The following is a 24,771-nucleotide window of genomic DNA, read 5'->3' as shown; positions in this document are numbered from 1 at the left end:
GCGGCCCGAACTACGCCGGGGAACCCGGGCCTGCGGCCCCCGACCGGGTTCCCGGGGCTCCGCCCGGGACTCGGCCCCGCGGGCCCTGGGGCGGAGCCCCGCGCCCCGGCCGGGGCGGCTACGCCGGGACTCGGTGGGCGGGGTCGTGGACTTTGCCTACCAGCATTTCCAGGACGTCCTCCAGGGCGACCAGGCCCAGGATGCGGCCCGTCGGGTCGGCGACCTGGGCCAGGTGGGTGGCGTCCCTGCGCATGACCGTCAGCGCGTCGTCCAGCGGGAGCGTCGCGCTCAGCGTCGGCATGCGGCGCCACGCCCGCTGCGGTACCGCTCGTTCTCGGTCCTCCAGGTCGAGGACGTCCTTGACGTGGACGTAGCCCATGAAGGCGCCGGCGTCCGTGCGGACCGGGAAGCGGGAGTAGCCGGTGCGGACCGTGAGTTGCTCGATCTGGTGCGGGGTGGCCGAGGGGCGGACCGTGACCAGGCGGTCCCGCGGCAGCAGGACATGGGTGACCGGGCGGCTGCCCAGTTCCAGGGCGTCTTCCAGGCGCTCCTGTTCCACCGGTTCGAGCAGGCCCGCCAGTCGGGAGTCCTGGACGAGCCGGCCCAGCTGGGCGCTGGTGTAGACGGACTCGACCTCGTCCTTCGGCTCCACCTTGAACAGGCGGAGCACACAGTGCGCGCAGGCGCCGAGCGCGGTGGTGACCGGCCCGCAGAGCCGCGCGAAGGCGACCAGGCCGGGGCTGAACCACAGGGCCGTCCGCTCGGGCGCGGCCATCGCGAGGTTCTTGGGGAGCATCTCGCCGATGACCAGGTGCAGGAAGACCACCGCCGACAGGGCGACGGCGTAGCCGAGCGGGTGGATCAGGCCGTCCGGGACGTGAGCGGCGTGGAAGACGGGTTCCAGCAGCCGGGCCACGGTGGGCTCGGCGACGGCGCCGAGGGTGAGCGAGCACACCGTGATGCCGAACTGGGCCGCCGCCATCATGCGGGGCAGGTTCTCCAGCCCGTACAGGACCTGCCGGGCCCGCTTGGACTCGGCGGCGAGGGGTTCGATCTGGCTGCGGCGGACCGAGACCAGGGCGAATTCCGCGCCCACGAAGAAGCCGTTGGCCAGGACCAGAAAGAGGGCGAAGAGCAGTTGCAGCGCGCTCATCGGGTGGCCCCTTCCAGTTCGGAGCGGTTGCCTGATCGGTCAAGGGGTAGATGGGCGGCGGTCTGCGGGGCCGGCAGGGCGGCAGCCAGTGCCAGTGCCGCCGGTACGGCCGGGGCCGGGATCAGGCGGACGCGTTCCGCGCGGTTGCGGCCGACCTGGCGGACGCACAGCTTCCAGCCGGGCAGTTCGGCCCGGTCCCCGGGGGCGGGGATCCGGCCGAGCAGGTCGGCGACCAGGCCGGCGACCGTCTCGTACGGGCCTTCCGGGACCTCCAGGCCTATCCGGCGGAGGGTGTGGACGCGGCAGCTGCCGTCGGCCTCCCAGGCCGGGCGGCCGTCCTCGGCCGGGGCGGGGGCCAGTTCGGGGCGGGCCTCGGCGTGGTCGTGTTCGTCGCGGACCTCGCCGACGAGTTCCTCGACGATGTCCTCCAGGGTGACCACGCCGGCGGTGCCCCCGTACTCGTCGACGACCACGGCCATCGGCTGTTCGGTGCGGAGCAGTTCCAGCAGCGGCTGGACGGGCAGGGTGCCCGGGACCAGCAGCGGCGGCACGGCGATCAGGCCCACACCGGTCCGGGCCCGTTCCGGCTCGGACACGGCGAGGGCGTCCTTGAGGTGGACCACGCCGGTGATCTCGTCGATCCGCTCGCGGTAGACGGGGAACCGGGACAGGCCGGTGGCCCGGGTCAGGTTCAGCACGTCGGCGGCGGTGGCCGTCTGCTGCAGGGCGCTGACCTTCACCCGCGGGGTCATCACGTGCTGGGCCGTGAGCTCGCCCAGCGAGAGGGTACGGACGAACAGGTCGGCGGTGTCCTGTTCGAGGGCGCCGGCCTGGGCCGAGTGGCGGACCAGGGAGACGAGTTCGCCGGGGGTGCGGGCGGAGGCCAGCTCCTCGGCGGGTTCCACGCCCAGCGCCCGCACGAGCCGGTTCGCGACGGCGTTCAGGCCGGCGATGACCGGGCGGAAGACGCTGGAGAAGAGGTGCTGCGGGCCGGCCACGAAGCGGGCGACCTGGAGCGGGCGGGAGACCGCCCAGTTCTTCGGGACGAGCTCGCCGACCACCATCTGGACGGCGGAGGCGAGCAGCATGCCGATGACCACGGCGAGGGAGGGCACGGCCCCGGCGGGCAGGCCGGCCGCGGTGAGCGGCGCGGACAGCAGGGCGGCGAGCGCGGGCTGGGCCAGCATGCCGACCACGAGGGAGGTGATGGTGATGCCGAGCTGGGTGCCGGAGAGCTGGAAGGACAGCTCCCGCAGGGCCTTGACCACCGTACGGGCGCGGCGGTCGCCATCGGCGGCGGCGCGTTCGGCCTCCGGCTTCTCCACGGTGACCAGGCCGAATTCGGCGGCCACGAAGAAGCCGTTGGCGAGGATCAGGACGAAGGCGGCGCCGAGCAGGAGTAGCGGGATGGTCATGATGCCGCCGGCTCCGGAGAGAGGGCGGCGCGGGTACTACCGGACGATCCGTCCATTGCTGGAGGGAGTCACTCCTCAAGTCGCAGGTGCCCGCGGGCCACGGGGTCCCGGGGCCGGGGGCAGGGCGCGCGGCGGCGCCCCGCCACCAGAGTAGTCAGTGAGATCGTCCCCGCAACGGGGGCTCAGTTTTCGCGCGAGCCGGTGCCGCGGGTCTCGGCCAGGCCGCGCAGGGCCCGGGCGTCGGCGATCGCCTGGTTGCGGGCCACGCCGGGCTGGATGCCCAGGGCGGGCAGGCTGGTGCCGTCGCTGAGGTCCAGGAACACCCAGGGGTCGCCCTGGCGGAGGTTGACGCGGAGGATCTCCGCCCACTCCAGCCGGCGGGTGGTGGTGAGGTTGACCACGGTGACGCCGGATTCGTCGGCGACCACCTTGGGGCGGGACAGCAGCACCAGGACGGAGCTGAGCAGTACGGCCACGAAGACGAAGCTGATCCGCTCGCCGGTGGTGAGGCGCTCCAGCATCAGCGCTACCACGGTGATGGTCGCGAACATGGCCGCGCCGACGCCCAGCAGGACCACCCGGGTACGGGTCGGCCGGAAGGTGACGGGCAGGGCCGGGAGGGCCGGCGGAACGGGCGTGGCGGGGGTGGCGGGGGTGGCCGGCACGGGCGGCTGGTCGGCGCTCATCAGAGGCGGCAGGCGTGGATCGAGGTGGTCAGGATCGCGCGGGCGCCGAGCTCGTAGAGGTCGTCCATGATCCGCTGGGCGTCCTTGGCGGGGACCATGGCGCGGACGGCGACCCAGCCCTCGTTGTGCAGCGGGGAGACGGTCGGGGACTCCAGGCCCGGGGTGAGGGCGACGGCGCGCTCGAGGTGCTCGGCGCGGCAGTCGTAGTCCATCATCACGTAGGTCCGGGCGACCAGGACGCCCTGGAGGCGCCGCAGGAACTGCTGGACCTGCGGGTTGTCGGCATCGGCGCCGTTGCGGCGGATGACCACGGCCTCGGACTTCAGGATGGGCTCGCCGATGACGTGCAGGCCGGCGTTGCGCAGGCTGGTGCCGGTTTCCACCACGTCCGCGATGATCTCGGCGACGCCGAGCTGGATGGCGGTCTCGACCGCGCCGTCCAGGTGCACGACGGAGGCGTCGATGCCCTGGTCGGCGAGGTGCTTGGCGACGATCCCCTCGTACGAGGTGGCGATCGTCATCCCCTGGAAGTCCTCGGGGCCCTTCGCGGTGCCGGGCTTGGTGGCATAGCGGAAGGTGGAGCGCCCGAAGTTCAGCGGGAGGATCTCCTCCGCGTTGGCGCCGGAGTCCAGGAGCAGGTCACGGCCGGTGATGCCGATGTCGAGCTTGCCGGACGCCACGTAGATGGCGATGTCCTTGGGGCGCAGGTAGAAGAACTCGACCTCGTTGTCGGGGTCGACCGTGACGAGTTCCTTGGATTCCTTGCGCTGCCGGTAGCCGGCCTCATGGAGCATCTCCGACGCAGGCCCGGAGAGTGAACCCTTGTTGGGGACGGCGATGCGCAGCATGAGGACGGTTCCTTTGTTCGCGTAAATGGTGGTGCTGTGCGGAGCGGACGGGTGGTGCGGGGAGGGAGGGGAGGGGCCGGCTGCTCAGAGGTGCTTGTAGACGTCGTCGAGGGAGATCCCGCGGGCGACCATCATCACCTGGACGTGGTACAGCAGCTGCGAGATCTCCTCGGCGGCGGCTTCCTTGCCCTCGTACTCCGCGGCCATCCAGACCTCTGCGGCCTCCTCCACGACCTTCTTGCCGATGGCATGGACGCCCTTGCCGACCAGCTCTGCGGTGCGGGAGGTGCTCGGGTCGCCGTCGGCCTTGGCCTGGAGCTCGGAGAAGAGCTCCTCGAAGGTCTTGGAGGTTTCGTTCGCCATGATGGTCCTCAGAATACGGGGTTTCCCCGCGCCGCTAGCGCCAGGGTTCGCTGACCGTCCGCAGGGTCATTGCGGTGGAGACGGCGGCGGTGACCGCTTCGTGCCCCTTGTCCTCGTTCGACCCTTCGAGTCCGGCACGGTCCAGTGCCTGCTCCTCGTTGTCGCAGGTCAGAACGCCGAAGCCGACGGGGACTCCGGTCTCGAGCGATACCTGCACCAGGCCCTGGGTGACGCCCTGGCACACGTAGTCGAAGTGGGGGGTGCCGCCGCGGATGACCACGCCGAGGGCGACGATGGCATCGTAGCCGCGGCCGGCGAGTACCTTCGCCACCACCGGGAGCTCGAAGCTGCCCGGGACCCGCAGCACGGTGGGCTCGTCGATGCCGAGCTCGTGGAGGGCGCGCAGGGCGCCGTCCACCAGTCCGTCCATGACCTTCTCGTGCCACTGGGCCGCGATGACCGCGACCCGGAGGTCGCCACAGTTCTTCACGCTCAGTTCGGGTGCGCCCTTGCCGCTCACAGCTCTCCTCGGTGCGTTGTACGGGTACTTCTCTGATCGGTGTGGTTACTGGTTTCCGCAGGTGGACGCGGACATGGCCGCGTCCAGCCAGGGCAGGTCGTGCCCCATCCGGTCCCGCTTGGTGCGCAGGTACCGCAGATTGTGCTCGCCCGCCTCGACGGGCATGGCCTCGCGCTCGGCGACCACGATGCCGTGCCGGATCAGGGCGGCGGCCTTGTCGGGGTTGTTGGTCAGCAGCCGGACGCTGTGGACTCCCAGGTCGGCGAGGATCTGGGCGCCGGCGCCGTAGTCACGGGCGTCGGCGGGCAGGCCGAGCTCGAGGTTGGCGTCGAGGGTGTCGCGGCCCCGCTCCTGGAGTTCGTACGCGCGGAGCTTGGAGACCAGGCCGATGCCCCGGCCCTCGTGTCCGCGGAGGTAGACCACGACGCCGCGGCCGGCCTGCCGGATCCGCTCCATGGAGGCGTGCAGCTGGGGGCCGCAGTCGCAGCGCAGGGAGTGGAAGATGTCGCCGGTCAGGCATTCGGAGTGCATGCGGACGACGATGTCCTCGCCGTCGCCGATCTCGCCGTGGACCAGGGCGATGTGCTCGACCCCGTCCACGGTGGAGCGGTAGCCGTACGCGGTGAACTCGCCGAACGCGGTCGGCAGGCTGACCTCGGCCTCGCGGCGGACGGTGGGCTCGGCGGAGCGACGGTAGGCGATCAGGTCCTCGATGGAGATGATCGTCAGGCCGTGCTTGCGGGCGAACGGGATGAGTTCGGGCAGCCGCAGCATGACCCCGTCCTCGCCGGCGATCTCGACGATCGCGCCGGCCGGGCGCAGGCCCGCGAGGCGGGCCAGGTCGACGGCGGCCTCGGTGTGGCCGTTGCGGGTCAGGACGCCGCCGGGCTTGGCGCGCAGCGGGAAGACATGGCCGGGGCGGACGAAGTCGGAGGGCTCCGAGGTGCCGTTCGCGAGCAGCCGGAGGGTGGTGGCCCGGTCGGCGGCGGAGATGCCGGTGCTGACCCCGTGGGCGGCGGAGGCGTCCACGGAGACGGTGAAGGCGGTCTTCATCGACTCGGTGTTGTTGCCGACCATCTGCGGGAGCTCCAGGCGCTCCAGCTCGTCGCTCTCCATCGGGGCGCAGATCAGGCCGCGGCACTCGCTCATCATGAAGGCGACGATCTCGGGGGTGGCCTTCTCGGCGGCGATGACGAGGTCGCCCTCGTTCTCGCGGTCCTCGTCGTCCACGACGACGACCGGCCGACCGGCCGCGATGTCCCGGATGGCCTGCTCGACGGGGTCGAGCGCGAAGAACTCGTCGGTGGTCATGCCGTTGCTCCTTCGAGGGCCTGGGCGGTGTGGGTACGGGAACGGAGCCACCAGTCGCGCATGCCCCACAGGACGAGCGCGCCGTAGAGGATGTAGACGAAGCCGGAGAACGCGTAGCCGTTGGCGAAGTTGAGGGGGACGCCGACGAGGTCGACCAGCAGCCAGGCGAACCAGAACTCGACCAGACCGCGCGACTGGGCGTACATGGCGACGACGGTGCCGACGAAGATGTAGGCGTCCGGCCAGGGGTCCCAGGACAGCGACGGGTAGGCGGTGAACAGCAGGGCCACGGCGACGGTGCCGAGGGCGGCGGCGCCGGCCAGCAGGCCGCGTTCGGTCCAGCTGGCGAACCGGACGGCGATGGTGCCGTCCTGGGCCTGCTGCCGGCCGCGGTTCCACTGCCAGAAGCCCCAGGCGGCCACGAGCATGACCACGACCTGCTTGCCGGCGCTGCCGGTGAGGTGTCCGGCGGCGAAGGCGACGAAGAGGATGGCCCCGGAGAGGAACTGGGCGGGCCAGGTCCATATAGAGCGGCGCCAGCCGAGCGCCAGGGCGATCAGGCCGATGGTGTTGCCGATCATGTCGGACCACAGGATGTGCTGGCCAAGGACGGTGAAGGCCTCGGAGTTCAGCCAGTCGACGGCGCTCACCGGCCGGCCTCCTGCGCACCCTTGTCACCGAGCAGCCGCTCGACGTACTTGGCGAGGACGTCGACCTCGAGGTTGACCGGGTCGCCGGGCTGCTTGATGCCGAGCGTGGTCAGCGAGAGCGTGGTCGGGATGAGGCTGACGGTGAAGTAGTCGGCGGCGGCCTCGACCACGGTGAGACTGACGCCGTCGACCGTGATGGAGCCCTTCTCGACCACGTAGCGGGAGAGGTTCGCCGGGAGCGAGACCTTGACGATCTCCCAGTGCTCGGACGGGGTGCGGGAGACGATCTCGCCGGTGCCGTCCACATGGCCCTGGACCAGGTGGCCGCCGAGCCGGCCGCCTAGGGCCATGGGGCGTTCCAGGTTGACCCGGGAGCCCTGGACGAGGGCGCCGAGGCTGGAGCGGTTCAGGGTCTCCTGCATCACGTCGGCGGTGAACTCGCCGTCCGCGGTGTCCACCACGGTCAGGCAGACGCCGTTGACGGCGATGGAGTCGCCGTGCTTGGCGTCCTCGGTGACGACGGGGCCGCGCAGGCGGAAGCGGGAGGCGTCCTCGAGCTGCTCGACGGCGGTGACCTCACCGAGTTCTTCGACGATTCCGGTGAACACTCAGTGCTCCTTGGGGGCGGTGGTGGCGGTGGCGGGTACGGCGGTGATCCGGAGGTCGGGGCCCATGCGGACGGCCTCCGTGATGTCCAGGCGCAACGCCTGGGAGATGTTCGTGACTCCGGCGTCGGCGAGGGCGGCGGGGCCCGCGCCGAGGAGTGCCGGAGCGATGTAGCCGATGATCCGGTCGACGGCCGCGCCTTCGAGGAAGGCGCCCGCGAGGGCGGGTCCGCCTTCCAGGAGGAGGGAGCGGACGCCCCGGTAGTGGAGCCGGGCGAGCAGGTCGTGCACGCCGATGCGGCCGTCGTGGAGGGGGAGCCGGAGCAGCTCCGCGTCCGGCAGGTGCCGGGTGTCGGCGTCCTCGCCGACGACGAGCAGGGTGGGTGCGGCGTCGTCGAGGATGCGGGCGGTCGGGAGCAGGCCGGCGTGCGTGTCGAGTGCGATGCGCAGCGGCTGGGTGGCGCCCTCGATGCCGCGGACGGCCAGGTGCGGGTCATCGGCCCGGAGGGTGCCGCCGCCGACGAGGACGGCGTCGGACTCGGCGCGCAGGCGGTGGACGTCGGCGCGGGACTCGGGGGAGGTGATCCAGCGGCTGGAGCCGTCCGCGGCGGCGCTGCGGCCGTCGAGGGTGGCGGCGTACTTCCAGGTCACGTGCGGGCGGCCGAGGCGTACGGAGGTGAGCCAGGCGGTGTTGCCCGCCTCGGCCTCGGCCTCCAGGAGGCCGCCCTCGGCCGTGACCCCGGCCGCGCGCAGGGTGGCGGCACCGCCGCTGGCCTGCGGGTTCGGGTCGGCGACGGCGTACACGACGCGGCTGATGCCGGCCGCCACGAGGGCCTGTGCGCAGGGTCCGGTGCGGCCGGTGTGGTTGCAGGGTTCGAGGGTGACGTACGCGGTGCCGCCGCGGGCTGCCTCGCCGGCCGCGCGCAGGGCGTGGACCTCGGCGTGCGGGCCGCCGGCCCGCTGGTGCCAGCCCTCGCCGACGACGGTGCCGGCGCGGTCGGTGATGACACAGCCGACGACCGGGTTGGGGCTGGTGGAGCCGAGGCCGCGGGAGGCGAGCGCGATGGCACGCCGCATGGCGGATGCGTCATGCGGTGCGGTTGCGTCGGGCGTGTCGGCGTGGTTCGCCACCGGGTCCTCCTGCCTCATCGGGCACGGACTCCGGGGCCTGTCGGGATACGACAGATGAAGCGGACTGGCGCACACGGGAACGCCTGGCCGGAAATGCACGGCCCGCGCTCCCGCGGATACGGGGACGAGCCGCCGACGGCGGCGTACCGGTGACTGGCCCGCCGCGCACTGCCTCCCATCCGGACTTTAACCGTCGGTCCAGGAATTTCACCTGGTCAACCGGCCGCTGGATGCGGACGGGTCGCGGACTGTAACCGCCGGTTCGGAATTACACCGACCCCGGAGTGCGCTGCTGCTACTGGTACGAGGCCCAGTGTGCCACGGGCGCTCGGCGGCCATGCGAGTGAAGCGCTGTGGCCTGACTCACACGCGAGTGGTTCTCGACGGGCCCTCGCCACCCTGTTCCCACTTTGGTCCAGACCTATTGACGAGGTGGTCTAGTCCTCTTAATGTCTGCTTCACATTCCCAGGGAGACAGCCCGTCAGATGTGCGCACGTCACGGGCCAATTCGCCTTACCCGTACGCACTTTGTGTCCTGCACCCCCTCCCCTCCCCAGGAGGCACGATGCTGTCCCCCACACGCGCCAGAGCGATGCTGCTGGCGTCCGGCGCCGCCATTGCCGGACTGCTCGTCGGCGGCCTTTCGGCCGGCGTCTCACACGCCGCCGACAACGAGTCCTGTCGACCGGACGGGCTGTACAAGACCCCGGGCGTCGACGTCCCGTACTGCTCGGTCTACGACACCGAGGGCCGCGAGAAGATGGGCGCCGACCACCAGCGGCGGGTCATCGGCTACTTCACCGGCTGGCGGACCGGCAAGAACGGCGAGCCCGCCTACCTCGCGAACAACATTCCGTGGGGCAAGGTCACCCACCTGAACTACGCCTTCGCCCACGTCGGCTCCGACAACAAGATCTCGGTGGGCACGGACGGGCCGAACAACCCCGCGACCGGGATGACCTGGCCGGGCGTCGCCGGGGCCGAGATGGACCCGCAGTTCCCCTACCAGGGCCACTTCAACCAGCTGAGCAAGTTCAAGAAGCAGTACCCGAACGTCAAGACCCTCGTCTCGGTGGGCGGCTGGGCCGAGACCGGCGGCTACTTCGGCGACGACGGCAACCGGGTGAACTCCGGCGGCTTCTACTCCATGGCCACCAACGCGGACGGCTCGGTCAACCAGGCCGGCATCAACACCTTCGCGGACTCCACCGTCGCCTTCATCAAGAAGTACGGCTTCAACGGCGTCGACATCGACTACGAGTACCCGACGACGATGAAGGACGCGGGCAACCCGCTGGACTGGCAGCTGGCCAACGCCCGCCGGGCCGGGCTGGTCCAGGGGTACGCGGCCCTGATGAAGACCCTCCGCCAGAAGCTCGACACCGCGGGCGCCGCCGACGGGAAGCACTACCTGCTGACCGTGGCCGCACCGTCCTCCGGCTACCTGCTGCGCGGTATGGAGACCTTCCAGATGCAGCAGTACCTGGACTACGTCAACATCATGTCCTACGACCTGCACGGCGCCTGGAACGAGTACGTCGGCCCGAACGCCTCGCTCTTCGACGACGGCAAGGACGGCGAACTGGCCGCGGCCGGCGTGTACGGCTCCCAGCAGTACGGCGGCATCGGCTACCTGAACACCGACTGGGCCTACCACTACTTCCGGGGCTCCATGCCGGCCGGCCGGATCAACATCGGCCTGCCGTACTACACCCGCGGGTTCAAGAACGTCCAGGGCGGCACCGACGGCCTGTGGGGCAAGGCCCCGGCGACCAGCTGCCCGGCCGGCGCAGGCCTGACCAAGTGCGGCGACGGCGCGGTCGGCATCGACAACCTGTGGCACGACAAGGACACCAACGGCGCCGAGTCCCCGGCGGGCTCCAACCCGATGTGGCACGCCAAGAACCTGGAGAAGGGCGTCGTCGGCGACTACGTCACCAAGTACGGCTTCCCGGCGAACACCACGCTGACCGGCACCTACGCCCGCAAGTACGACTCGACGCTGGTCGCGCCGTGGCTGTGGAACGCGCAGAAGAAGGTCTTCCTGTCCACCGAGGACGAGCAGTCGGTGGCCGCCAAGGCGGACTACGTGGTCGACCGCGGCATCGGCGGCACCATGGTGTGGGAGCTCGCGGGCGACTACGCGTACAACGCGGCCAAGGGCCAGTACGAGATGGGTGACACGCTCACCGACGTGATGTACCAGAAGTTCAAGGCGGCCTCCCCCTACGGTGCGAAGAAGGCCGGCGCCACCGCGCTGCCCACCCAGGCCGTGGACGTCAAGGCGGAGTTCACCGAGTTCAAGCTGGGCGACTCCAACTACCCGCTGACCCCGAAGATCAAGATCACCAACAACACGAACACCGCACTGCCCGGCGGCACCGAGTTCCAGTTCGACTACTCGACCTCGGCTCCGAACAACGCCTCCGACCAGTCCGGCTTCGGCACCAAGGTGATCAGCAGCGGCCACACCGGCAACAACGTCGGCGGCCTGAAGGGCGACTTCCACCGGGTCTCGCTGAAGCTCCCGGCCTGGCAGTCGCTGGCCCCCGGCGCCACGGTCGACCTGGCGTTCAACTACTACCTGCCGGTGTCCACCCCCTCCAACTGGACGGTGAACATCTCCGGCACCACCTACGCACTGGCCGGCGACCTGGCCCGCGGCACCACCGTGGTCCAGCCGGGCGGCGGCACCCAGCCGCCGACCACCCCGCCGACCACGCCGCCCACCACGCCCCCGACGACCCCGCCGACCACGCCCCCGACCACCCCGCCGGGCGGCACCTGCACCAACCCGGCATACGTCGCGGGCACGGTCTACAACAGCGGCAACCTCGTCTCGCACAAGGGCCGGAACTGGAAGGCCCAGTGGTGGACACAGAACGAAGAGCCCGGCACCACCGGTGAATGGGGTGTCTGGAAGGACCAGGGAGCCTGCTGATCGCGGTGATCGGGTGACCTGAGGGAGGGCCCGGCAGCCTGGTGCTGCCGGGCTCCTGCCATGCTCGGACGGTGATCGACGACTCGGCTGCCACAGCCGCCTTCGAGGAGCACCGCGGCCGGATGTTCGGCATCGCCTACCGGATGCTCGGCTCGGCCGCCGAAGCGGAGGACACCGTCCAGGACGCCTGGCTGCGCTGGAGCGCCGCGGACCGGGCGGACGTGGAACACCCCGGCGCCTTCCTGGCCAGGACCGTCACCCGGCTCTGCCTCAACCGGCTCGACTCCGCACGGGCCCGGCGCGAGCAGTACACCGGCCCCTGGCTGCCGGAGCCGGTGTTCACCGGGGACGGCGCCCTGGGCCCGCTGGAATCCGCCGAACAGCGCGAGGGGGTCTCGCTCGCCCTGCTGGTCCTGCTGGAGCAGCTCACCCCGGTGGAGCGGGCGGTGTACGTCCTGCGGGAGGCCTTCGGCTACGGCCACCGTGAGATCGCCGGGCTGCTGGAGCTGTCCGAGGCGAACTGCCGGCAGCTGTTCCGGCGGGCCTCCCAGCGGGTGGCGGCGGCCTCCCGGCCGCGCTTCGAGCCCGACCCCGGGCAGTGGCAGGACCTGGTGGCGCGCTTCCTGGCGGCGGCGCGGGACGGAGATCTGGCCGGGCTGGAACAACTGCTGGCGGCCGGGGCGGTCTACGTGTCGGACAGCGGCGGCCGGGTCAGCGCGGCGCGACGGCCCGTCCTGGGCCGGAACAAGGTGGCGCGCTTCCTGATCGGAGTGCAGCAGCGGCCCGAAACGGCCGTCCCGGTCTCCGTCCTCGAGGTCAACGGCGCGCCCGCGCTCGTCTTCGAGGGGCTGGCCGTGGTGCAGTTCGAGTTCGAGAACGGGCTGGTCACCACGGTGCGGAACATCATCAATCCGGAGAAGCTGAGGTTCTTCCACGGCCAGCTGTCACATTCCGGGGGCCTGTCCGGTCTCGGCTGACGACCGCACCGCGCGCAGCGCACCCCGCGTGCCGCGCAGCGCACACCGCGTACCCGGAAGGCAGGCATCCCATGAGCACCATTCTCGTCACCGGTGGCACCGGCACCCTCGGCAGGCCGCTGGTGGAGCGGCTGCGGGCCGGCGGCCACGAGGTCCGGGTGCTGAGCCGGAGCTCCCGGGAGTATCCGGTGGACCTGCTGACGGGCGCCGGTCTGGAGGCGGCCCTGGCGGGTGTGGAGGCGGTCGTGCACTGCGCGAGCTCCCCGAAGGGAGGGGACGAGAAGGCGGCCGGACACCTGATCCGGGCGGCCCGGGCGGCCGGGGTCGGCCATCTGGTCTACATCTCGATCGTGGGGGTGGACGAGGTGCCGCTCCCCTACTACCGGGCCAAGCACCGGGTCGAGCGGATGATCGAGGAGTCGGGGCTCGGCTGGACGGTGCTGCGCACCACCCAGTTCCACGATCTGGTGCTGGGGTACTTCGAGGCCGTGGCGAAGCTGCCGGTGCTGCTGGTGCCGGGCGGGGTCCGGGACCAGCCGATCGCGGTCGAGGAGGTCGCCGACCGGCTGGCCGGGCTGGCGGTGGCGGCTCCGGCCGGGCGGGTGGCGGACATGGGCGGGCCCGAGGTGCTGGACATGGCCGCGGCGGCCCGCGCGTACCTGAAGGCGGCCGGGCGGCGGCGGCCGGTGCTGGGGGTGCGGCTGCCCGGGAAGACCTTCGCGGCCTTCCGCCGGGGCGGGCACCTGACCCCGGCGCATGCGGTGGGGCGGGGCACGTTCACGGAGTTCCTGGCACGCCGCACCGGGGCCGCGGCCTGACCGGCCCCCGGCCCCGGCGCCTCAGCCCGGCCCCGCGAACCCGAACACCACCTCCTGGGCGGCGTCGCGGGCGGCGAGACGGGCCCCGGCCAGGACGGCCGGGTCGCCGAGGGCGGTGGCGCGAACGGCGGTGGGGACCGGGGTGAGGCCGGCCAGCCGGCGGGCCACCCGGTCGGCGAGGGCGGGACCGCCGGCCCGGCCCAGCTCGCCGCCGAGGATGACGCAGCCGGGGTCGAGTACGGCGGCCACGGCGGCGGCGCCGAGCGCGAGCCGCTCGGCATACGCCTCCAGGAAGGCCTCGGCGCCGGCCCGGCCCGGACCCGCAGGCGCGCCCGAGGCGGCAGGCGCGGCGGTGGTCGCGGTGGCCGCCGTCAGTGCGGTGAGGGCCGGGCCGGGAACGCCGTGGGTGGCGGCCAGTTCGGCCACCGCCGCCGCGCCCGCCAGCGCGTGGAACCCGCCGGCGCACTCCGTGGCGGAGGGCAGCCCGCCCGTCCCGGGCACCGGCAGGAAGCCGATCTCGCCCGCGCCGCCGGAGGCGCCCCTGCGCAGCCGCCCGTCCAGGACCACCGCCGCGCCCACCCCCGCACCCAGCCACAGCAGGACGAAGGAGTCGAGGTCGCGGGCTGCGCCGAGGCGCTGCTCGGCTACGGCCGCCAGGTTGGTTTCGTTCTCCACCAGGACCCGGGCGGGCAGTTCGCGCCGGAGCAGGCCGACCAGCTCCCGGTGCCAGGACGGCAGGCCGGTGGTGTCGCGGAGTTCTCCGGTGGCGGGCGCGACCAGGCCGGGGGCGCCGACCATCACGGTGTGCAGGGCGTCCGCCCCGGCCGCGCGGGCGGTCTGCCGGAGCACGGCGAGCGCGTCCCGGGGCGCGGCCACCGGCAGCGCGGCCTCCGCGAGGGGGTGCCCGAGCAGGTCGGTGACCACCGCCGTGGCGCTGTCCGTACGGACGTCCACGGCGGCGAGGAAGTGGCGGCGGGCGACGATCCCGTACAGCCGGGCGTTGGGTCCGCGCCGCTGTGCGCCGGACTCCCCCACGATCTCGATCAGGCCGGCCGTGCCGAGCCGTTCGACGAGGTCGGCGACGGACGGCCGGGACAGCCCGGTCCTCGTCTTGAGCTGGCTCGCCGTCAGCGGCCCTTCCTCCTGGAGGAGGTTGAGGGCCAGCCGGTCGTTGATGGCCCGGGCCGTGCTGGGAGAGGCGGGCGAGGGGGCAGCGGTCACGCGCTCATCCTAGGGAGCGGAGGAGAGGACATACGCCTTATCTATCAGGCAGGGTTCCTGATAGTTTACGCGCCATGAGGATGCCCGGGGAGTCCGACCCCACCCCGGCGCGGCTGCGCCGCGCCCGAATCGCCATCGCCGCCGTCTTCTGCGTCCACGGAGCCGTCACCGGCAGCTTTGCGACCCGGATCCCGTGGATCCAGGACCATGCCGGGCTCGGCTCCGGCGCCCTCGGGCTGGCCCTCGCCTTCCCCGCGGTCGGGGCCGCGCTCGCGATGCCGCTGGCCGGCCGGATCAACCACCGGTTCGGCGCCCGCGCCGCCCTGCGCGTCCTGCTGGCCCTGTGGACGCTCTCCCTGGTCCTGCCGGGCCTGGCGCCGAACCTGCCCGTGCTCTGCGTGGCGCTCCTGGTGTACGGCGCGACCTCCGGGATGTCCGATGTGGCCATGAACGCCCTGGGGGTGGAGACGGAGAACCGGCTCGGCCGGTCGATCATGTCCTCACTGCACGGGATGTGGAGCGCCGGGGCGCTGCTCGGCTCGGCGGCCGGCACGGTCGCCGCGCATGCGGGGGCCGATGCCCGGCTGCACCACCTGGTCGCCGCGCTCGCGCTGACCGCCGCCGGGCTGGTCGCCGTACGCGGGGTCCTCGATCTGCCGAGCGGTCAGGACGAGCAGGCGCCGCCGCATTTCGCGATGCCGCCGAAGTCGGCCCTGCTGATCGGGGCCATCGGTTTCGCCGCGGTGTTCGCGGAGGGCGCGAGCCTGGACTGGTCGGCCGTCTACCTGCGGGACGTCCTGCACACGGATGCGGGCCTGGCCGCCGCCTCCACCACCACGTTCGCGCTGACCATGGCGGTGACCCGGCTCGCGGGCGACCGGGTGGTGGACCGCTTCGGCCCGGTGCGCACCATACGGGCCGGGGGCCTGCTGGCCACGGCCGGCGGTCTACTGGTGGTGCTGGTCCGGGATCCGGCCGGGGCGCTGGCCGGGTTCGGGCTGATCGGCCTGGGCGTCGCGGTGGTGGTGCCGCTGGCCTTCGCCGCCGCGGCGCGCAGCGGGCCGGCGCCGGCGCAGGCCATCGCGGGGGTGGCGACGATCACCTACACCTCGGGGCTGATCGCGCCCTCGGCGATCGGGGCGGTGGCCGACGCGACCTCGCTGGTGGTGTCGTTCGGGCTGGTCACCCTGCTGGCGTTCGCGCTGGTGGCGGGGGCCGGGGTGCTCCGGCCGAAGCCGGCCGGCGGGAAGCCCGCTCCGGCCAATCGGGACGAATCCGCCGCTATCCGGCCGTAACATGTCCTGGGCCGCCCTGCGGCCATGATCCTTGCACATGGTCGACGGGTGAACGGAGTGAACATGGGCCTCGGCGTGCGCTGGACCCTGCACGGAGACGGGCGGACGCCCGCTCCGGGAGCGGTGGTCCGGCCGGACGAGCGGCTGTCCTGGCCGCGTACCGCCGGGCTCGGCGCCCAGCATGTGGTGGCGATGTTCGGCGCGAGTTTCGTCGCGCCGGTGCTGATGGGACTGGATCCCAACCTGGCCATCATGATGTCCGGCATCGCCACGGTGATCTTCCTGCTGGCCACCCGCGGCCGGATCCCCTCCTACCTGGGCTGTTCGCTCTCCTTCGTGGGCGTGGCGGCGGCGATCCGGGCGAGCGGCGGCGACAGCGCCACCGTCACCGGCGCGGTGTTCGTTGTCGGCGCGGCGCTGTTCCTGTCGGGCCTTGCGGTACAGCGGTTCGGCGCGCGGATCATCCATGCGGCGATGCCGCCCGTGGTGACGGGCGCGGTGGTGATGCTGATCGGCTTCAACCTGGCGCCGGTGACGGCATCGACCTACTGGCCGCAGGACCAGTGGACGGCCCTGCTGACGATGCTGTTCACCGGGCTGGCGGTGGTGTGCCTGCGCGGGTTCTGGTCGCGGATCGCGATCTTCCTCGGGCTGGTCTTCGGGTACGGGATCTCCTGGCTCTTCGACCGGGTCTTCGGGAAGATCCACTCGACCCTCGGCGGTACGGCGGCCGTGGACCACTGGCGGCTGGACCTGTCGGCGGTGGCCAAGGCCGACTGGATCGGCTTCCCCTCCTTCCACGCGCCCGCCTTCGAGTGGTCGGCGATCCTGGTCGCGCTGCCCGTGGTGATCGCCCTGATCGCGGAGAACGCCGGCCATGTGAAGGCGGTCGGCGAGATGACCGGGGACCCGCTGGACGACAAGCTGGGCACCGCGATCGCGGCGGACGGCGCCGCCTCGATGCTGTCCACCGCGGTGGGCGGGCCGCCGAACACCACGTACTCGGAGAACATCGGCGTGATGGCGGCGACCCGGGTCTACTCGACCGCCGCGTACTGGGCGGCAGCCGCCTTCGCGCTGCTGTTCGGCCTGTGCCCCAAGTTCGGTGCGGTTGTCGCGGCGATCCCCGGCGGGGTCCTGGGCGGCATCACCGTGATCCTGTACGGCATGATCGGTCTGCTGGGCGCGCAGATCTGGATCAACGGGCGGGTGGACCTGCGCAATCCGCTGAACCTGGTGCCGGCCGCGGCGGGCATCATCATCGGGGTCGGCGGGGTGAAGCTCCGGTTCACCGACACCTTCGAGCTGGGCGGCATCGCGCTCGGCACCATCGTGGTCATCACCGGCTACCACGCGCTGCGGTACTTCGCCCCGGCCCACCTCAAGACGCAGGAGCCGCTGCTGGACGAGGGCACCTCCGGGTACGACAACACGTCCGAGTGACCCCGGTGCCGTGCGATTCGCCCGAACCGGCGAAGCGCACGGCCAAGTCCTCCCTCTTGCCGGCGCCGGCTGGGAACCTGCCTCCCATGGATGCGGTACTGGCGCGGATGCGCGCCCTGGACCAGCGGCTGCCCGCGCACGACGGGGTCGCGGTCTTCAACCGGGTGTACCTGACGGTGACGGAGACCCTGCACCACCGGATCGCGGGCGGAACCTTCCCGCACCCGCGGCGGGCGGAGGCCCTCACCGTACGGTTCGCCGATCGCTACCTCACGGCCGTGGAGGCCGCCACGGCCGGGCACCGGACGCCCGCGTGCTGGCGGCCCCTGTTCCAGTACCGCCGCCATCCGGGGGTGCGCCCGCTCCAGTACGCGCTGGCCGGGATCAACGCGCACATCGGCCACGACCTGGCCCTCGCCGTGGTGGCCACCTGCCGGGCACTGGACTGCGCCCCCGGCGCACTGGAAGGCGACTTCGACCAAGTGGGTGACACCCTGGTCGCGCTGGAGGAGCGCATCCGCGAGGATCTGATGCCAGGGCCGGACCTGCTCCAGATCGCCGATCCGCTGACCCATCTGGTCGGCGCCTGGAGCCTGGAACGGGCCCGCGACGGCGCCTGGGCGGGCGCCCGCCTGCTGTGGAACCTGCGCGGGCTGCCCGATCTGGCGGAGGAGTTCGCCGAATCCCTCGATGCGGGGGTCGGCCTGGTCAGCCGCTGCCTGCTCACCCCCACGGGCTGAGCGGCCGGCGGTGCGTTTGGCGGCTGCGCACACTGCGCAGCCTCCCTCAGCGGTGCATCACCGCTGTCGGTTGGATGAGCGAGAACGCAGGGAGCACAACGGTGGCACAGGTGACACAGGGCACGGTCAAGTGGTTCAACGGGGAGAAGGGGTTCGGATTCATCGCCACCGACGGCGGCGGCCCGGACGTCTTCGTGCACTATTCCGAGATCCAGGGCCAGGGGTTCCGCTCCCTGGAGGAGAACCAGCGGGTCGAGTTCGAGGTCGGACAGGGGCCCAAGGGCCCGCAGGCCCAGAACGTGCGCATCCTCTGACCGTGTGATCCCGGGTGATCCCGGTGGTGTGAAAACGGGCCGCCGCTGCGCAGTGTGCGCGGCGGCGGCCCGTGGTTCGCGGGGGCGGGGCGGTATCAGTCCTCGGGGAGTTCGACCGGGGCGATCTCGTCGTAGACGTCGCCCGGGCCCGGGTTGGTGGCATCGGTGCCGCCGCCCAGGTGGTGCATGACGCCCCAGACCGCGTTGAGCGCGGTCTGCACGGCGCCCTCGGCCCAGCCGGCCGTCCAGGAGATGTCGTCGCCGGCCAGGAAGATGCCGCGCTTGTCCTCGGGGAGCCGGTCCTGCATGAAGTGGGTGTACAGGCGGCGCTGGTAGCGGTAGTGGCCGGGGAGGTTGGCCTTGAACGCGCCCATGAAGTAGGGCTCGTCCTCCCAGGAGACGGTGACCGGGTTGCCGATGATGTGGCGGCGGATGTCGACCTTGGGGTAGATCTCGCCGAGGGACTTCAGCATGACCTCCATCCGCTCGTTCGCGGACAGCGGGAGCCACTTCAGGCTGTCGTCGCACCAGGTGTAGGAGAGGCAGATGACGGCCGGCTTGTCGGGGCCGTTGTCCAGCAGGTAGGTGCCGCGGGTCATCCGGTCGGTCAGCGTCATCGACATGACGTCGCGGCCGGTCTCCTCGTCCTTGTCCAGCCAGAACGGCCGGTCGACGGGAACGAACAGCTTGCTGGACTCCATGTAGTGGGTGCGCTCGATCGCCGTCCAGTGGTCGATCGGGAAGAGCGTGTCATCGCACTCGATCTTCGACAGCAGCATCCAGGACTGGGCCGTGAAGATCGCGGCGCGGTAGGTGCGGATGTCGCCGGAGGAGTCGGTGACGGTGATCCGGTTGCCGGCCGTGCGGTGCAGTCGGGTCACCGCCGGGCGCGGGGTGCCGTCGTGGAGGGAGGACAGGGAGGTGCCCTGGGCCCAGTGGACGATCTTCTCGGGCTCGCGCTCCCACAGGCGCAGCGGCAGCTGCTGCGAGCCGCCGACGATGCCGCGGTGGTGGTCGTCGGCCTCGGTGTAGACGACCCGGAGGATCTCCAGGATGGAGTTGGGGAAGTCGGTGTCCCAGCCGCCGGTGCCGAAGCCGACCTGGCCGAAGATCTCGCGCTTGCGGAAGGACTTGAAGGCCTCCGACTTGCAGAGGAAGCCGTAGAAGGTCTCGTCGTCGAGCTTCTCGACGAGCTTGGCCCAGATCTCGCGGATGCGCGGCACGTCCCGCTCGCGCATGGCGGTGTTCATGTCGGAGAAGTCGGCGCCCTCGTCCAGACAGGCGTTCCACGCGGCGGCCACATCGCGGTAGATCTGCGGGAGGTCGGCGATGGTCTCGGCGTAGTGGGTCTCGCCCTTGAGGTCGACGACCGTGGAGGGGGTGGCCTCGGCGAGCGGGTTCGGGAAGGGCTCGGTGACCAGGCCGACCAGGTCGATGTAGTGCTGGAGGGCGGTGGAGGACGGCGGGAAGCGCATGGCGCCCATCTCGGCCGTCAGGCCCTCGGTCTCGGCGCCCTCGAAGCCGACGGTGCGCAGCCGGCCGCCGATCTGGTCGGCCTCGTAGACGACGGGCTTGAGGCCCATCTTCATGAGCTCGTAGGCCGAGATGATGCCGGAGAGCCCGCCGCCGATGACGGCGACCTCGGTGCCGTGCTCGGTCGCGGGTATCTGGCCGAGGCCCGCCGGGTGGGCGAGGAAGTCGTCGTAGGCGTACGGGAAGTCCGGGCCGAACATGGTGATCGGCGGCTGTCCGTCGCTGTGCGGGACGGCGGTGGTGGGCACCGTGGACGTCATGGGGGTACGACTCCTTGCGGACAGGGCTCAGCGGGTGGAGCTGGGGGCGGGGGCGGTGGGGCGGGTCAGATCAGGGAGGCGTAGAGCCCGGGGCGGCGGTCGCGGAGGTAGGGGTTGGTCTCGCGCGAAGCCCGCAGCAGCTCGGGGTCGGCCTCGCCGAACACCATTTCCTCGCCGCGGCCGGCGCGGGTGCGGGTGGTGCCGTCGGGGCTGGCCAGGCAGCTGAGGCCGACGAACTCGAATTCGCCCTCGGGGCCGGTGCGGTTGACGTACGCGATGTACATCTGGTTCTCGAAGGCCCGGACGGGGACGAGCTGCTCGGCGACGAACTGGAAGGGGTGCATCTGGGCGGTCGGCACCAGGAGGAGGTCGGTGCCGGCGAGCGCGTGGGCGCGGACGTTCTCGGGGAACTCCACGTCGTAGCAGATCATGATGCCGATGCGGAGGCCGTTCAGGTCGGCCTGGACGACGGGGGTGTCGCCGGGGGTGAAGGCGTCCTGCTCGAAGCTGCCGAAGAGGTGGGTCTTGCGGTAGTTCGCGAGCGGGGTGCCGTCGGGGCCGATGAGCTGGGCGGAGTTGTAGACCGTGCCGGTGTCGGCGTCGCGCTCGGGGTAGCCGTAGAGGACGGCGAGGCCGTTGCGGCGGGCGATCTCGCCGATGGTCCGGGCGGACATGCCGTCCCGGGTCTCGGCGAGGGAGGGGATGTCCGCGAGGTCGACGGCGTAGCCGGTGAGGAACATCTCCGGTGCCACGAGGAGCCCGGCACCCGCCTGTGCGGCGCGCGCGGCGGCCTCGTCGAGGACCTTCAGGTTCTCGGCGACGTCGCCGAGCCGTCCGGAGCTCTGGAGGAGGGCGGTGCGCAGCGGGGGCATGGGCGGACCTCTGTGGCAGATGGGGTGAATGCGGTCCTATAGACGGTACGTTTTGCCGTCCCGGCGCAACAAGGCGCCATTGTTGCGCGCTGGCGTGCGATTCGTTGCGCGTTCCGTCCCCTTGGCGGCGATTCGTTGCGCCCTGCCGGTGTGGGCCCCCACCCCTGCCGCGGGGTTACGTGGGGGCGCCCGAGGTGAAGCGGCGGAGGAGCGGGGAGAGTACCAGGACCGACTTGGTGCGCTCCACGAAGGGCTCGCCCGCGATGCGCTCCAGGACCCGCTCGAAGTGGCGCATGTCGGAGGCGAAGATCTGGACGAGGGCGTCCGCGTCGCCGGTCACGGTCGACGCGGACACCACCTCGGGGTACCGCTCCAGGCCCCGCCGGATGTCGTCCGGCGAGGTGTTGTGGCGGCAGTAGATCTCGATGAAGCCCTCGGTCTCCCAGCCCATGGCCGCCGGGTCCACCCGGACGGTGAAGCCGGTGATGGCGCCTTCGGCCCGGAGCCTGTCCACGCGCCGCTTCACGGCGGGCGCGGACAGGCCGACCTCGGAGCCGATGTCCGCATAGGAGCGGCGGGCGTCCTCGGCGAGGGCGTGCACGATGCGTTCGTCGAGATCGTTCAGTCGCACGGGGGGTGAATCACTTCTCTGTCGGTACCTCGGCCGCGGCCACCGCCAGGGTGGAGCGACGCATTCCGTAGAAGAAGTAGATCACGAGTCCGACCAGCATCCAGACACCGAAGGCGACCCAGGTCGCCACCGGCAGGCTGTACATCATGTAGCCGCAGGCGATGAAGCCGAGGATCGGGGTGACCGGGAAGAGGGCCACCTTGAAGGTGCGCGGCATGTCCGGCTTGGTGCGGCGGAGGATGATCACGGCCACGTTGACCAGGGCGAACGCGAAGAGCGTGCCGATGCTGGTGGCGTTCGCCAGCTCGCCCAGCGGGATGAAGGCGGCGAGGGCGCCGCAGAAGACCGAGACGATGAGCACGTTGACGCGGGGGGTGCCGGTCTTGGGGTCGATCTTGGCGAACGCCTTGGGGACCAGGCCGTCGCGGGACATCGCGAACAGGATGCGGGTCTGGCCGTAGAGGACGGCGAAGACGACGGAGGCGATGGCGACGACGGCGCCGGCGGCCAGGACGACGCCCCAGAAGGTACCGCCCGTGACGTCGGTCATGATCTGGGCGAGCGCGGCCTCGGTGCCCTCGAAGTCCTCCCACGGCATGGCGCCGACGGCGACGAAGGCGACGAGGACGTACAGGACGGTGACGATGCCCAGGGAGAGCATGATCGCCCGCGGCAGGTCCTTCTTCGGGTTCTTGGCTTCCTCACCGGCGGTGGAGGCGGCGTCGAAGCCGATGTAGGAGAAGAAGAGGGTGGAGGCGGCGGCGCTGATGCCGGTGATGCCGAGCGGGGCGAGCGGGGCGTAGTTGCCGGCCTTGATGCCCATGACGCCGATGCCGATGAAGAGCAGCAGCGTGACGATCTTGACGACGACCATGATCGTGTTGACCCGGGCGCTCTCCTTGGCGCCGCGCATCAGGAAGACCATGGCGAGCAGGACCACGACCAGCGACGGCAGGTTGACCCAGCCGCCGTCGCCCAGCGGGGCGGCGGAGAGCTTCTCGGGGAGGGTGACGCCGATGGTCCCGTCGAGGAGCTCGTTGAGGTACTGGCCCCAGCCCACGGCCACGGCCGAGACGGAGACGGCGTACTCCAGGACCAGGCACCAGCCGCAGATCCAGGCGATGAGCTCGCCCATGGTCGCGTACGAGTACGAGTACGAGGAGCCGGAGACCGGCACCGAGCCGGCCAGCTCCGCGTAGGAGAGGGCCGAGAAGAGCGCGGTCAGGCCCGCGATGATGAAGGAGATCGTGACGGCCGGGCCGGCCTTGGGGGCGGCCTCGCCGAGGACGACGAAGATGCCGGTGCCCAGGGTGGCACCGATGCTGATCATCGTCAGCTGCCACATGGTGAGCGAACGGCGCAGGGCACCGCCCTCGCCCTGGCCTGCCTCTTGGACGAGACGCTCTACGGGCTTGCGGCGAAGCAGCGGGTGGGCGGGCCGCGCGGTGAGCGGCGGCGCCTGGCCGTGGTCCAGCACGAAGGACTCCTTCTGACACTGCGGATCGGGGGGTAAGGCGTCGACCGCAGCGATCCGAGCAGGAGCAGGACCCCGACATGACTGTCAGGCCTGAAGCAGGGGACCGCCGGGGAGGCGGTCACGCCACTCCACGTACAGCGAGTGAGCCTAGGGGCTGGGGGTTCCCGCCCGTAATGCACCATCCTTGCACGTTCGCGCACGATCGTTGCACGGATCTGTCCGTGATGGCCGTTTGTTGCGCGCGGACGATCGATCGCTGCGCGGTCACTCTCGGCTACCACCATTGACACTTCGTCAGATCTATCACAGCGTGCCGTCCCGCGGGGCGCTCCGCCGGGGTGGAACGGGGCCCGCGCGGGGTACGGGTGTGACGTTCGCCGGGGTTTCCCGAGCCTGCCCGGCGTTCCCCGTCCGACGATCGGAGGCGAAGCGTGAGCGCTGACGGCGGTACCGAGCGGTGGCTGGACCCGGGACCGTTCCTGCGCGGGGTGGCCTGGCTGGACCGGCAGCGGCCAGTCCGCGCCGACCCGGCCGACACCATGCGGCTGCCCTGGGACACCGGGGAGCGGGCGACCCTGCCGATCGGGGTCCGGCTGGAATTCGCCACCGATCCGGCCCGGCCCGCCCGGGCGGTGGAGATCCACTACCGGGCGGCCGTGCCCGGACCCACCGATGCGCTGCGGGACCTCGCCCACGGGTTCGCGCTGTGGAACCGGGAGGGACTGCTCGCCGAGCAGTTCACCGAGCCCGCCCCCGAGGCCGTGGTCCGCGTCGGGCTCCCGCCGGGGCGCGGCCCGTACACCGTGCACCCGCCGGAGGCCCAGTCCCCGACCCTGCTCGCGCTGCGCGGGATCGGCGGCCCGCTCCTCCCGCCGCCCGCCGCCCCGCGCTGGGTGGTGCACGGCGATTCGATCACCGAGGGCTGGTGGTCGACCCGGCCCGCCCACGGCTGGCCGGCGGTGGCCGGGCGGGCCCTGGGCTGGGACACGGTCAACCTCGGCTATGCGGGCGCCGCCCGCGGCGAACTCGCCACCGCCGAACAGCTCGCGGCACTGCCGGCCGACGCCCTCACCCTGGCCTTCGGCACCAACTGCTGGTCACGGGTGCCGTATTCGGTGCCGCTGATGTACGAAACCACCCGCGCCTTCCTGGAGCTGGTCCGCCAGGGCCACCCCCGGACCCCGCTGCTCCTGCTCTCCCCCGTGCTGCGGCCCGATGCCGAACGCACCCCGAACCGGCTGGGCGCCACCCTCGGGGCCCTGCGGGACGCCATGGAGCGGGCGGTGGGCGACCGGATCGCGGGCGGCGACGAACGGCTCGCCCTGCTGCCCGGCCGGGACGTGCTGGGGCCCGAGCACCTCGCGGACGGACTGCACCCGAACGACGCCGGGCATGCGCTTCTCGGTCTGACTGTGGTCACGGCCCTGCGCCGGGCCGGGTTCACCGGGAGGTGAGTGAAGCTCCCCACACCGGCCGCATTGAACAGATCCGGGCCGGCGCGGCGTGTCTCCCACACAGTTGCCCGCCCACCGCGGCGGCGACACGGATCACATCTGGGAGATCAAC

The 24,771-nt window shown here is 71.8% G+C and carries 23 protein-coding genes and 1 riboswitch; of the genes, 8 read left to right on the top strand and 15 right to left on the bottom strand.

Annotated features, from left to right (window positions below; all coding sequences use genetic code 11):
* Positions 1-118: 118 nt before the first annotated feature.
* The 10 genes from DEJ50_RS28145 to ribD form a co-directional block, all read right to left on the bottom strand.
* Positions 119-1,153 carry a hemolysin family protein gene (locus DEJ50_RS28145; protein WP_150210885.1) on the bottom strand — a complete coding sequence of 345 codons (1,035 nt, stop codon included), beginning with the start codon at positions 1,151-1,153 and terminating at the stop codon, positions 119-121.
* On the bottom strand, positions 1,150-2,568 hold the full coding sequence (locus DEJ50_RS28140; protein WP_150210884.1) for a hemolysin family protein: 1,419 nt from the start codon (positions 2,566-2,568) through the stop codon (positions 1,150-1,152). Before DEJ50_RS28140 ends, DEJ50_RS28145 begins: the two co-directional genes overlap by 4 nt.
* A gap of 182 nt (positions 2,569-2,750) precedes the next feature.
* A complete protein-coding gene (locus DEJ50_RS28135) occupies positions 2,751-3,254 on the bottom strand; it encodes a PH domain-containing protein (RefSeq protein ID WP_150210883.1) in 504 nt (167 codons plus the stop codon).
* Positions 3,254-4,102: an ATP phosphoribosyltransferase gene (gene hisG, locus DEJ50_RS28130; RefSeq protein WP_150210882.1), complete on the bottom strand. Its 849-nt coding sequence runs from the start codon at positions 4,100-4,102 to the stop codon at positions 3,254-3,256. Before hisG ends, DEJ50_RS28135 begins: the two co-directional genes overlap by 1 nt.
* A gap of 84 nt (positions 4,103-4,186) precedes the next feature.
* Positions 4,187-4,465, bottom strand: coding sequence for a phosphoribosyl-ATP diphosphatase (locus DEJ50_RS28125; RefSeq protein WP_150210881.1), 279 nt, complete (start codon positions 4,463-4,465; stop codon positions 4,187-4,189).
* A 34-nt stretch (positions 4,466-4,499) separates the two neighbouring features.
* A complete protein-coding gene (ribH, locus tag DEJ50_RS28120) occupies positions 4,500-4,985 on the bottom strand; it encodes a 6,7-dimethyl-8-ribityllumazine synthase (protein WP_150210880.1) in 486 nt (161 codons plus the stop codon).
* Positions 4,986-5,030: 45 nt separating this feature from the next.
* Positions 5,031-6,296, bottom strand: coding sequence for a bifunctional 3,4-dihydroxy-2-butanone-4-phosphate synthase/GTP cyclohydrolase II (locus tag DEJ50_RS28115; protein WP_150210879.1), 1,266 nt, complete (start codon positions 6,294-6,296; stop codon positions 5,031-5,033).
* Positions 6,293-6,946: a nicotinamide riboside transporter PnuC gene (locus tag DEJ50_RS28110; protein WP_190344732.1), complete on the bottom strand. Its 654-nt coding sequence runs from the start codon at positions 6,944-6,946 to the stop codon at positions 6,293-6,295. Before DEJ50_RS28110 ends, DEJ50_RS28115 begins: the two co-directional genes overlap by 4 nt.
* Positions 6,943-7,554 (bottom strand): riboflavin synthase, encoded by a 612-nt coding sequence (locus DEJ50_RS28105; RefSeq protein ID WP_150210878.1) that lies wholly within the window; start codon positions 7,552-7,554, stop codon positions 6,943-6,945. The genes DEJ50_RS28110 and DEJ50_RS28105 overlap by 4 nt, the downstream gene beginning before the upstream one ends.
* On the bottom strand, positions 7,555-8,700 hold the full coding sequence (gene ribD, locus DEJ50_RS28100; RefSeq protein ID WP_150210877.1) for a bifunctional diaminohydroxyphosphoribosylaminopyrimidine deaminase/5-amino-6-(5-phosphoribosylamino)uracil reductase RibD: 1,146 nt from the start codon (positions 8,698-8,700) through the stop codon (positions 7,555-7,557).
* A gap of 143 nt (positions 8,701-8,843) precedes the next feature.
* Positions 8,844-8,974, bottom strand: a riboswitch (FMN riboswitch).
* Positions 8,975-9,248: 274 nt separating this feature from the next.
* On the opposite strand from ribD, the gene DEJ50_RS28095 reads away from it, so the two are divergent.
* From DEJ50_RS28095 to DEJ50_RS28085, 3 genes are all read left to right on the top strand, one after another.
* Positions 9,249-11,624 (top strand): chitinase C-terminal domain-containing protein, encoded by a 2,376-nt coding sequence (locus DEJ50_RS28095; protein ID WP_150210876.1) that lies wholly within the window; start codon positions 9,249-9,251, stop codon positions 11,622-11,624.
* Between the two features lie 71 nt (positions 11,625-11,695).
* A complete protein-coding gene (sigJ, locus tag DEJ50_RS28090) occupies positions 11,696-12,601 on the top strand; it encodes an RNA polymerase sigma factor SigJ (RefSeq protein WP_223837933.1) in 906 nt (301 codons plus the stop codon).
* Positions 12,602-12,672: 71 nt separating this feature from the next.
* Entirely contained in the window at positions 12,673-13,419 is a 747-nt protein-coding gene (locus tag DEJ50_RS28085; RefSeq protein ID WP_150210874.1) for an SDR family oxidoreductase, read from the top strand.
* Between the two features lie 21 nt (positions 13,420-13,440).
* Here the strand turns inward: DEJ50_RS28085 and DEJ50_RS28080 are convergent, their stop codons facing one another.
* Entirely contained in the window at positions 13,441-14,640 is a 1,200-nt protein-coding gene (locus DEJ50_RS28080) for an ROK family transcriptional regulator (RefSeq protein WP_150210873.1), read from the bottom strand.
* Between the two features lie 74 nt (positions 14,641-14,714).
* On the opposite strand from DEJ50_RS28080, the gene DEJ50_RS28075 reads away from it, so the two are divergent.
* The 4 genes from DEJ50_RS28075 (at position 14,715) to DEJ50_RS28060 (ending at position 18,432) form a co-directional block, all read left to right on the top strand.
* Positions 14,715-15,935 (top strand): MFS transporter, encoded by a 1,221-nt coding sequence (locus DEJ50_RS28075; protein WP_150210872.1) that lies wholly within the window; start codon positions 14,715-14,717, stop codon positions 15,933-15,935.
* 63 nt (positions 15,936-15,998) lie between these two features.
* Complete coding sequence (locus DEJ50_RS28070) at positions 15,999-17,378, top strand: uracil-xanthine permease family protein (protein ID WP_150212402.1); 1,380 nt, start codon at positions 15,999-16,001, stop codon at positions 17,376-17,378.
* Positions 17,379-17,464: 86 nt separating this feature from the next.
* Positions 17,465-18,118: a DUF5995 family protein gene (locus tag DEJ50_RS28065; RefSeq protein ID WP_150210871.1), complete on the top strand. Its 654-nt coding sequence runs from the start codon at positions 17,465-17,467 to the stop codon at positions 18,116-18,118.
* A 110-nt stretch (positions 18,119-18,228) separates the two neighbouring features.
* The gene (locus DEJ50_RS28060; protein WP_150212401.1) at positions 18,229-18,432 is read left to right on the top strand and encodes a cold-shock protein; all 204 of its coding nucleotides are present in this window, start codon (positions 18,229-18,231) and stop codon (positions 18,430-18,432) included.
* A 95-nt stretch (positions 18,433-18,527) separates the two neighbouring features.
* Here the strand turns inward: DEJ50_RS28060 and DEJ50_RS28055 are convergent, their stop codons facing one another.
* The 4 genes from DEJ50_RS28055 to DEJ50_RS28040 all read right to left on the bottom strand — a co-directional run bounded on the left by DEJ50_RS28055 (position 18,528) and on the right by DEJ50_RS28040 (position 23,205).
* The gene (locus DEJ50_RS28055; protein ID WP_150210870.1) at positions 18,528-20,225 is read right to left on the bottom strand and encodes a flavin monoamine oxidase family protein; all 1,698 of its coding nucleotides are present in this window, start codon (positions 20,223-20,225) and stop codon (positions 18,528-18,530) included.
* A 65-nt stretch (positions 20,226-20,290) separates the two neighbouring features.
* Complete coding sequence (locus DEJ50_RS28050; RefSeq protein WP_150210869.1) at positions 20,291-21,097, bottom strand: carbon-nitrogen hydrolase family protein; 807 nt, start codon at positions 21,095-21,097, stop codon at positions 20,291-20,293.
* Between the two features lie 175 nt (positions 21,098-21,272).
* Entirely contained in the window at positions 21,273-21,728 is a 456-nt protein-coding gene (locus tag DEJ50_RS28045; RefSeq protein ID WP_150210868.1) for an Lrp/AsnC family transcriptional regulator, read from the bottom strand.
* A 10-nt stretch (positions 21,729-21,738) separates the two neighbouring features.
* A complete protein-coding gene (locus DEJ50_RS28040; protein WP_150210867.1) occupies positions 21,739-23,205 on the bottom strand; it encodes an amino acid transporter in 1,467 nt (488 codons plus the stop codon).
* 431 nt (positions 23,206-23,636) lie between these two features.
* Here DEJ50_RS28040 and DEJ50_RS28035 point away from each other — a divergent pair, with 431 nt between their 5' ends.
* A complete protein-coding gene (locus tag DEJ50_RS28035) occupies positions 23,637-24,659 on the top strand; it encodes a GDSL-type esterase/lipase family protein (protein ID WP_150210866.1) in 1,023 nt (340 codons plus the stop codon).
* The last annotated feature ends 112 nt before the right edge of the window (positions 24,660-24,771 follow it).

Origin of the sequence: Streptomyces venezuelae (assembly GCF_008642295.1) — a bacterium.
GTDB classification, from domain to species: Bacteria; Actinomycetota; Actinomycetes; order Streptomycetales; family Streptomycetaceae; genus Streptomyces; species Streptomyces venezuelae_C.
This window is presented reverse-complemented; position numbering and strand designations above follow the sequence as displayed.

Coding starts and splice junctions, on each gene's coding strand:
- DEJ50_RS28145 (WP_150210885.1), bottom strand. CDS start 1,153: ATGAGCGCGCTGCAACTGCTCTTCGCCCTCTTTCTGGTCCTGGCCAAC.
- DEJ50_RS28140 (WP_150210884.1), bottom strand. CDS start 2,568: ATGACCATCCCGCTACTCCTGCTCGGCGCCGCCTTCGTCCTGATCCTC.
- DEJ50_RS28135 (WP_150210883.1), bottom strand. CDS start 3,254: ATGAGCGCCGACCAGCCGCCCGTGCCGGCCACCCCCGCCACCCCCGCC.
- hisG (WP_150210882.1), bottom strand. CDS start 4,102: ATGCTGCGCATCGCCGTCCCCAACAAGGGTTCACTCTCCGGGCCTGCG.
- DEJ50_RS28125 (WP_150210881.1), bottom strand. CDS start 4,465: ATGGCGAACGAAACCTCCAAGACCTTCGAGGAGCTCTTCTCCGAGCTC.
- DEJ50_RS28115 (WP_150210879.1), bottom strand. CDS start 6,296: ATGACCACCGACGAGTTCTTCGCGCTCGACCCCGTCGAGCAGGCCATC.
- ribD (WP_150210877.1), bottom strand. CDS start 8,700: ATGAGGCAGGAGGACCCGGTGGCGAACCACGCCGACACGCCCGACGCA.
- DEJ50_RS28095 (WP_150210876.1), top strand. CDS start 9,249: ATGCTGTCCCCCACACGCGCCAGAGCGATGCTGCTGGCGTCCGGCGCC.
- DEJ50_RS28085 (WP_150210874.1), top strand. CDS start 12,673: ATGAGCACCATTCTCGTCACCGGTGGCACCGGCACCCTCGGCAGGCCG.
- DEJ50_RS28075 (WP_150210872.1), top strand. CDS start 14,715: ATGAGGATGCCCGGGGAGTCCGACCCCACCCCGGCGCGGCTGCGCCGC.
- DEJ50_RS28070 (WP_150212402.1), top strand. CDS start 15,999: ATGGGCCTCGGCGTGCGCTGGACCCTGCACGGAGACGGGCGGACGCCC.
- DEJ50_RS28065 (WP_150210871.1), top strand. CDS start 17,465: ATGGATGCGGTACTGGCGCGGATGCGCGCCCTGGACCAGCGGCTGCCC.
- DEJ50_RS28055 (WP_150210870.1), bottom strand. CDS start 20,225: ATGACGTCCACGGTGCCCACCACCGCCGTCCCGCACAGCGACGGACAG.
- DEJ50_RS28050 (WP_150210869.1), bottom strand. CDS start 21,097: ATGCCCCCGCTGCGCACCGCCCTCCTCCAGAGCTCCGGACGGCTCGGC.